This is a genomic window from Streptomyces hainanensis, assembly GCF_004348415.1.
Classification (GTDB): domain Bacteria; phylum Actinomycetota; class Actinomycetes; order Streptomycetales; family Streptomycetaceae; genus Streptomyces; species Streptomyces hainanensis.
In genome coordinates this window covers 23,047-30,785 of record NZ_SMKI01000023.1, presented here as the reverse complement: position 1 = coordinate 30,785, position 7,739 = coordinate 23,047, and the positions used below count along the sequence as shown (strand labels likewise).

Sequence of the window (7,739 nt, the reverse complement as noted above, 5' to 3'; positions counted from 1 at the left end):
CCCGGCTCCACGGCCCCGCCGCCCCACTCCGGCTCCGCGTCCGATGACTCCGCGAGCCAACGCGACGCCCCGCCGGAGACGGAGACGGAGACGGACCGGCCGGCGGACGATGCCACCCCGCCGCCGGGCACGGACGAGCAGGACCGGTCGGAGGGGGGTGCGTAGTGGACGTACTCGACGTCGCCGTCCGCGTCGCGGTCGTCATGGTCGCGTTTCTCGTCCTGCCGCTGCTCGTCGGGCAGACCGAGCACAAGGTGATGGCGCACATGCAGGGCCGCCTGGGCCCCATGCACGCCGGTGGGTTCCACGGGTGGGCGCAACTCGTCGCCGACGGTGTGAAGTTCGCGCAGAAGGAGGACACCGTCCCGGCCGGCGCCGACCGTCGCGTGTTCCAACTGGCGCCCGCCGTCGCGCTGATCCCGTACCTCGTCGTGCTCGTCGCCATCCCGCTCGGCCCGGACGGGATGGTCGGGCAGGTGCTCGACGCCGGCATCTTCTTCGTCCTCGCGGTCCTCGGCGTCGGCGTGCTCGGCTCGTTGATGGCCGGCTGGGCGTCGGCCAACAAGTACTCGCTGCTCGGCGCCCTCCGTACCGCCGCCCAACTCATGGCATACGAGCTGCCGTTGCTGCTGTCCGCCGCGTCGGTCGCGATGGCCGCCGGCACGCTGTCGCTCACCGGGATCCTCGGCGAGTTCGAATGGTGGTGGGTGCCCTGGCAACTCGTCGGCGGCGTCGTGTTCTTCACCGCCGGCCTGGCCGAGCTGCAACGCCCGCCGTTCGACGCGCCCATCGCGCCCGAGGAGATCATCTTCGGCGCGTACACCGAGTACTCGGGCCTCCGCTTCGCGTTCTTCCTCCTGGCCGAGTACGCCGGCATCGTCGTCGTCTCGGCGCTGACCGCCGTGCTGTTCCTCGGTGGTTGGCACGGACCGATGTCCGACCAACTCGGCTGGCTGTGGATGCTGTTGAAGACCGGCGCGCTCAGCTTCCTCGTCATCTGGGCCCGCGTCGCCTGGCCCCGGCTCCGCGCCGACCAGATCCAGAAGTTCGCCTGGACCGTGCTGGTGCCCCTCGCCCTGGCCCAGATCGCGTTGACGGGCGTGATCAAGGTGGTGGTGTCGGGATGAGCCTCGGATCGGGCCTGGCCAGAGGGCTCGCGATCACGCTGCGCGCCATGACCCGGCGTGCGGTGACCCAGCAGTACCCGGAGCGGATGCCCGAACTGCCGCCCCGCACGCGGGGCGTCATCGCGCTCTTCGAGGAGAACTGCACCGTCTGCATGCTCTGCGCCCGCGAGTGCCCCGACTGGTGCATCTACATCGACTCGCACAAGGAGACCCTGCCACCCGCCGCGCCCGGCGGACGCGAACGCAGCCGGAACGTCCTCGACCGCTTCGCCATCGACTTCGCGCTCTGCATGTACTGCGGGATCTGCGTGGAGGTCTGCCCGTTCGACGCCCTCTTCTGGTCGCCCGAGTTCGAGTACGCCACCACCGACATCCGCGAACTCACCCACGAACGCGACACGTTGCGCGAGTGGATGTGGACGGTGCCCGAGCCGCCCCCGCTCGACCCGGCCGCCGAGGAGCCCAAGGAGATAGCGACGGCCCGCAAGGCGGCCGAAAAGGCCGCGGAGAAGGCCGCGGAGAAGGCCGCCGAGGGCGAAGGGCGGGAGCGGACATGACCGGGCAGGAGGTCGTCTTCGTCATCGTCGGCGTCGTCGTCCTCGGCGCCGCCGTCCGCTGCGTCACCACCCGGGAGCTGGTGCACGCCGCACTCTGGCTGGTCGTCGCGCTCGGCGGTCTCGCCGTCCAGTACCTGCTGCTCACCGCCGAGTTCGTCGCCTGGGTGCAGGTGCTGATCTACCTCGGCTCGGTGGTCGTGCTGCTGCTCTTCGGCCTGATGCTCACCAGGGCGCCCATCGGCCCGTCGCCGGACGCCGACTCGGGCAACCGACCGGTCGCCCTGGCCGTGTCGCTGGCCTCGGCCGCCGCCCTGGTGGCGCTCGTCGTCGACGCGTTCCGCACCTCCTGGATCGAACTCGACCGCCCGCACGGCGAGTCGGGGCCGGTGGGCGAGAGCCTCTTCCAGAACTGGGTGCTGCCCTTCGAGGCGCTCTCGGTGCTGCTGCTCGCCGCGCTGGTCGGCGCCATCGTCGTCTCCCGCACCCGGGGGAACGAGCAGCGGACCGAGCAGCGGACCGAGCAGCGCGACGGCCAGCGGAACGGCGGTGTCGGCTGATGCACCTCCTCTACCCGGCCGTGCTGGCCGCGCTGCTCTTCTCCACCGGCCTGTACGGGGTGTTGGCCCGCCGCAACGCCATCCTGGTGCTGATGTCGGTGGAGCTGATGCTGGCCGCCGTCAGCCTCAACCTGGTCGCGTTCGACGTGTGGCTGCGTGACGCCATGCACTCGGGCCAGGTCCTCACGCTCTTCCTCATCGCCCTCGCCGCCGCCGAGATCGGCATCGGGCTCGCCATCGTGCTGCTCGTGTACCGCACCCGCGGTACCTCCGCCATCGACCAACTCCGCGAGCTGGGCGAGTCGGCGCACCCGGCGCCCGACGAACCGGCGGCGGAGCGGACCACGGAGACCACCCCCACGTGAACACCACGACCGCCGCCGTCCTCGTACCGCTGCTGCCGTTCGTCGCCGCCGCGGTGATCCTGCTGACCGGCCGGCGCGCGCCCGGCTTCGTCCGGCCGCTCGCCGTGCTGCCGACCCTCACCTCGGCCGGGCTCGCGATCTATGTGGCCGTGCGACAGGGCGGCGACGAGCCGATCACCGCCGCGACCCGCCTCGCCGCCACCGGAAACGACCGGCTGGACATCCAACTCGCCCTGAACCTGGACGGGTTCGCGGTGTTGGTGGCCGTGCTCGTCGCCGTCGTGGCCGGCTGCGTGCAGCTGTACTCCACCGGTTACCTGAGCGGCGACCCCCGCTACCCCTCGTACGCCGCGCTGGTCTCGCTGTTCACCGCCGCGATGCTGCTGGTCGTCTACGCGGACGACCTGATCGTGCTGCTCGTCGGCTGGGAGGTGATGGGCGTCTGCTCCTACTTCCTCGTCGGCCACTACTGGGAGACCTCGGCGGCCCGCGCCGCCTCGCTCAAGGCGTTCCTCGTCACCAAGCTCGGCGACGTGCCGTTCCTGATCGGCATCCTGGCCCTGGCCAACGAGGCCGACACCTTCCGCATCAGCGTCATCGTCGGGAAACTCACCTCCCCGCTCGCCGAGGGCCCGGCGTTTGAGCTCTCCCACCCCACCCTGATCGCCCTGCTCCTGCTCGCGGGGGTGGCCGGCAAGTCGGGGCAGGCGCCGCTGCACGCCTGGCTGCCGGACGCGATGGCCGGCCCGACCCCGGTCTCCGCGCTGATCCACGCCGCCACCATGGTCGCCGCGGGCGTCTACTTCGTGGCCCGGCTGCTCCCCGTCTTCGCCTCCTCGACGGCCGCCCTGCTGGTGCTCGCCCTGGTCGCGGCCGTGACCATGCTCGGCTCGGCGCTCGCCGCCCTCGCACAGGACGACATCAAACGCGTGCTCGCCTACTCCACCATCGGCCAACTCGCCTACATGACAGGCGCGTTGGCGGTGGCCGACCGGGACGCGGCGGTGTTCCACCTGCTCACCCACGGTGCGTTCAAGGCGCTGCTCTTCCTCGCCGCCGGGGTGTTGATCCACACCGCGGGCACCGGCTCGCTGACCGCCATGTCCCGGATGCGCGGCCTCAAACGCCGCGCCCCGGACGCCTACTGGACGATGACCATCGGGCTGCTGGCCCTCGCCGCCATCCCGCCGTTCGCGGGCTTCTTCTCCAAGGAAGCCGTGATAGCGGGCGCCGAGCACGCCGCCCTCGACGCGGAGCACGGCGTCCCGGCCGCCGCCGGCTGGATCGTGCTGGTCGCCGGGCTGCTGACCGCCTTGCTCACCGCCGCCTACGCCGCCCGGCTCTGGCTGCTCGCCTTCCACGACCCGGTCGACTCGCGGACCGAACCGGTGCCGGTCTCCGAGGGCGCGAGCCCCGTGATGGCCGGCGTGCTCTGGCTGCTCGCGCTCCCCACCGTCGCGCTCGGCGCCGCCTACCCGGTGCTGCCCGACTGGTTCGACGGCGGCGACCTCGCGCCGACCCTGCTCACCGCCCTGCTGGCCACCGGCGCCGCGCTCGTCGGCGGCCTCGCCGCCTACGCGGCCTGGCGCAGCGCCTACGAGGGCGACGCCGAGGCCACCGGCGTCGACCCCGCACCCGCCCTGCTGCGCGGCCTGCACCCGCACGCCGCCGCCGGCTTCCACGCCGACGCCGCCTACGCGGCCGCCGTCGTCCGCCCCACCGAGGCCGCGGCCCGCCTGGTCCGCTTCCTCGACGGCGCCGTCGTCGACACCTACGTGCGCGCCGCGGCCGCCGCCCCCGGGCTGCTGGGCACCGCGGCCCGCCGCGCCCAGACCGGAAACGTGCAGACCTATCTCAGCGCGATCGTCGCCGGCACCCTCGTCCTGGCCGTCGTCGCCGTCCTCGTCGTGGCGGGGGAGTGAGCGCCGTGATCAGCCTCAACGACACCACCATGCGACTGCTACTGGCCGCCGTCGTCGTACTCCCGCTGCTCGGCGCGGGCGCCGCCCTGCTGCCGGCCCCGCCAGGGCTGCGCGGGCCAGGCGGCCGGGACCGCGACGTGCTGCGGCACGGCGTCACCGTCACCGGTGCGGTGCTCGTCCTCACCCTGCTGCTGGCCGCCGGCTTCGACCACGACCGGCCGGCCGACATCCAGGCCGAGAGCGACCTCCGCTGGATCCCCGCCCTCGACGTCCGCCTGCACCTGGGCGTCGACGGCATCTCGCTGCCGCTGCTCGTCCTCACCGCGCTGCTGACCTTCCTCTGCGCGCTCCACACCTACTTCCGGCCGCCCCAGGGGCCCGACGCCCCGGGGCCGATCCCCTTCGTCGCGCTGCTCCTCCTGCTGGAGGCCGGCACGCTCGCCACCTTCGCCGCCCTCGACCTGGTGCTGTTCTTCCTCGCCTTCGAGACGGTCCTGATCCCGATGTACTTCCTGATCGCCCGCTGGGGCGGCGCCGAACGCGCGGCCGCGGCCTGGAAGTTCATCCTCTACACGGTGGTCGGCTCGGTGGTGATGCTGCTCGGGCTGCTGCTGATCGGCGTCCGCGGCGGCACCTTCGACATGGTCGCCCTCGCCGAGGCGAACGGCGCCGGCCTCAGCCACACCACCCAGCTCCTCGCCGTCCTCGCCATCGGCCTGGGACTCGCCGTCAAGACCCCCATGTGGCCGCTGCACAGCTGGCTGCCCGACGCCCACACGGCGGCACCCACCACCGGCTCGGTGCTGCTGGCCGGCGTGCTGCTGAAGATGGGCACCTACGGTCTGGTCAGGATCGCGCTGCCGATCGCCCCCGAGGGCATGCACACCTTCGCGCCCTACCTCGGCGCCTTCGCCGCGGCCGGCATCGTCTACGGCTCGCTGGCCTGCCTCGCCCTGGTGCGGCAGGGCGCCGGCGGCGACCTCAAACGGCTCATCGCCTACTCCTCCGTCGGCCACATGGGCTTCGTACTGCTCGGCATCGCGACCCTCACCCGAGGCGGCGTCAACGGCGCGCTCTTCGCCAACGTCGCCCACGGCCTGATCACCGGGCTGCTGTTCTTCCTGGTCGGCGCCCTCAAGGAACGCGTCGGCACCACCGACCTCGACCGGCTGACCAACGTGACGCTCTACGCCCGCTCCCCGCGCTTCGGCGGGCTGCTCGCGTTCACCGCCATCGCCTCGCTCGGGCTGCCGGGGCTCGCCGGCTTCTGGGGCGAACTGCTGGCCATGCTCGGCGCGTTCCACCCCGCCGACGGCCTCAGCAGACCGGCGTTCCTCATCTATCTCGCGCTGGCCGGCCTCGGCACCCTGCTGACCGCCGCCTACCTCCTCCTCGTGGTCCGCCGCGTCTGCATGGGCGACGCCCGCGACGAGCCGCTCCAGGACCTGCGCGCCCCCGAGTACGCCGCGTTCGCCCCGCTGGCCGTGCTGACCGTGCTCGCCGGTCTGTGGCCGGCCGTCCTCCTCGACCTCACCAACCCCGCGGTCGCGGCCCTCCTGCCCGGAGTCGCCAGATGAACCTCACCCAGAACGTCGACTGGGCGGTCGTCGCGCCCCCGCTGATCGCCGCGGTGACGGCCGTCGTGGTGCTGATCGCCGACCTCTTCCTGCCCGCCGCCAGGCGCCCGCTGCTCGGCTGGCTCGCCGCCGGCGGCCTCGCGCTGGCCGCCGTCGCCCTGCTGCCACTGCGCGACGGCGACCGCACCACCTTCTGCCTCGCCGACGACCCGGCCCTCTGCGCCTACACCGCCGACCGCTTCGCCGTGATCGTGCAACTCCTCGTGCTGGGCGGCGCCTTCCTCGCCGCCCTGCTCTCCATCCCGGAGACCGCGGACGACGACATCCCCGGCGGCGAGTTCTGGTTCCTGCTGCTCTCCTCCGCCTCCGGCGCGGCGCTGCTGCCCGCCGCCCGCGACCTGGCCACCCTGATCATCGCGCTCGAGGTCACCACGCTCCCGGCCTATGCCCTGGTGGGCCTGCGGCGCGGCAGCCGCACCGGCCCGGAGGCCGCGCTCAAGTTCTTCCTCACCTCCGTCACGGCCACCGCCGTGGCCCTGCTCGGCGTCAGCTTCGTCTACGCGGCGGGCGGCAGCCTCTTCTTCGCCGAGCTCGCCACCGCGCTGCCGGGCGGCGACCCCCAGCTGGCCACCCTCGCCGAGGCCGGCGTCGCGCTGACCCTGGTCGGCTTCGCCTTCAAGGCCGCCGCGGTGCCGTTCCACTTCTGGGTGCCCGAGACCTATCTGGGCGCACCACTGCCGGTCGCCGGCTACCTGTCCGTGGTCGGCAAGGCCGCCGGCCTCGCCGGCCTGGCCCTGGTGACCACCCTGGCCTTCCCCGGCTACGGCGACCTGTGGGGCCCGGCCCTCGGGCTGCTCGCCGGCCTCACCATGACCGTCGGCAACGCGGCCGCGCTGCGCACCGACCCGGACGCGCCGCACAGCGCGGTCCGGCTGCTCGCCTGGTCCTCCGTCGGGCAGGCCGGCTACCTGCTGGTGCCGCTCGCGGCCGCCGCCTACACCGACCACGGCGAGGCGCTGGGCGCGACCGTCGCCTACGCGCTGATGTACGCGGCGGTCAACCTGGGCGCCTTCGCCGTGGTGGCCCAGGTGGCGCGCCGCCACAGCGAGCGCCGACTCTCCGACTTCCGGGGCCTCTACGCCCGGCGGCCGCTCAGCGCCCTGGCCCTGGCGTTCTTCCTGCTCTGCCTGGCCGGGCTGCCGCCCGGGGTGGTGGGCCTGTTCGCCAAGGTCGCGGTCTTCGAGGCGGCGGTGGACGGGGGGCTCGGAGTGCTCGCGGTCGTGATGGCGATCAACGTCGCGATCGCGCTCTTCTACTACCTGCGCTGGACCGCGCTGCTGTTCCGTGCGCCCCCCGAGCCCGCCCCCGCGGGGCCGGCCACGGCCGCCCCGGTGGCGGTGGCCGCCCCGCTGACCGGGGCGATCGGCCTGGCCGCCGCCGCGGCGCTCGCCTTCTCCGGCGCCCCGCAGCTGATCCTGACGTTCGTCTCCACCAGCCTGATCTAGGGCGGGACGGCGTCGCGCGGCGTTTCCCGCACGTTCGCGCACGGTAACAGCGCGCTCGTGGAGGGAACGTAGTTCCCCCGTATGGCGTTGTGCACTTCGGGAGTGTCCACTGTTAGTGGAGAAACTCCG

General features: G+C 73.1%; 7 protein-coding genes. All 7 read left to right on the top strand.

What is annotated here, in order from left to right; genetic code table 11:
* Positions 1–203: 203 nt before the first annotated feature.
* Genes E1283_RS03770 through E1283_RS03740 form a run of 7 tightly spaced genes read left to right on the top strand, consistent with a single transcriptional unit; the run spans position 204 to position 7,610 of the window.
* Positions 204–1,127 (top strand): complex I subunit 1/NuoH family protein, encoded by a 924-nt coding sequence (locus E1283_RS03770; protein ID WP_132816412.1) that lies wholly within the window; start codon positions 204–206, stop codon positions 1,125–1,127.
* Positions 1,124–1,684, top strand: a complete 561-nt coding sequence (locus tag E1283_RS03765; protein ID WP_132816410.1) for a NuoI/complex I 23 kDa subunit family protein — start codon at positions 1,124–1,126, stop codon at positions 1,682–1,684. Before E1283_RS03770 ends, E1283_RS03765 begins: the two co-directional genes overlap by 4 nt.
* A complete protein-coding gene (locus E1283_RS03760) occupies positions 1,681–2,241 on the top strand; it encodes an NADH-quinone oxidoreductase subunit J family protein (protein WP_132816409.1) in 561 nt (186 codons plus the stop codon). The genes E1283_RS03765 and E1283_RS03760 overlap by 4 nt, the downstream gene beginning before the upstream one ends.
* Positions 2,241–2,606, top strand: coding sequence for an NADH-quinone oxidoreductase subunit NuoK (nuoK, locus tag E1283_RS03755; protein WP_132816408.1), 366 nt, complete (start codon positions 2,241–2,243; stop codon positions 2,604–2,606). The genes E1283_RS03760 and nuoK overlap by 1 nt, the downstream gene beginning before the upstream one ends.
* Entirely contained in the window at positions 2,603–4,528 is a 1,926-nt protein-coding gene (locus E1283_RS03750; protein WP_132816407.1) for an NADH-quinone oxidoreductase subunit 5 family protein, read from the top strand. The genes nuoK and E1283_RS03750 overlap by 4 nt, the downstream gene beginning before the upstream one ends.
* 29 nt (positions 4,529–4,557) lie before the next feature.
* The gene (locus tag E1283_RS03745) at positions 4,558–6,105 is read left to right on the top strand and encodes a complex I subunit 4 family protein (protein ID WP_132816411.1); all 1,548 of its coding nucleotides are present in this window, start codon (positions 4,558–4,560) and stop codon (positions 6,103–6,105) included.
* Positions 6,102–7,610: an NADH-quinone oxidoreductase subunit N gene (locus tag E1283_RS03740; protein WP_132816406.1), complete on the top strand. Its 1,509-nt coding sequence runs from the start codon at positions 6,102–6,104 to the stop codon at positions 7,608–7,610. The genes E1283_RS03745 and E1283_RS03740 overlap by 4 nt, the downstream gene beginning before the upstream one ends.
* Positions 7,611–7,739: the final 129 nt, after the last annotated feature.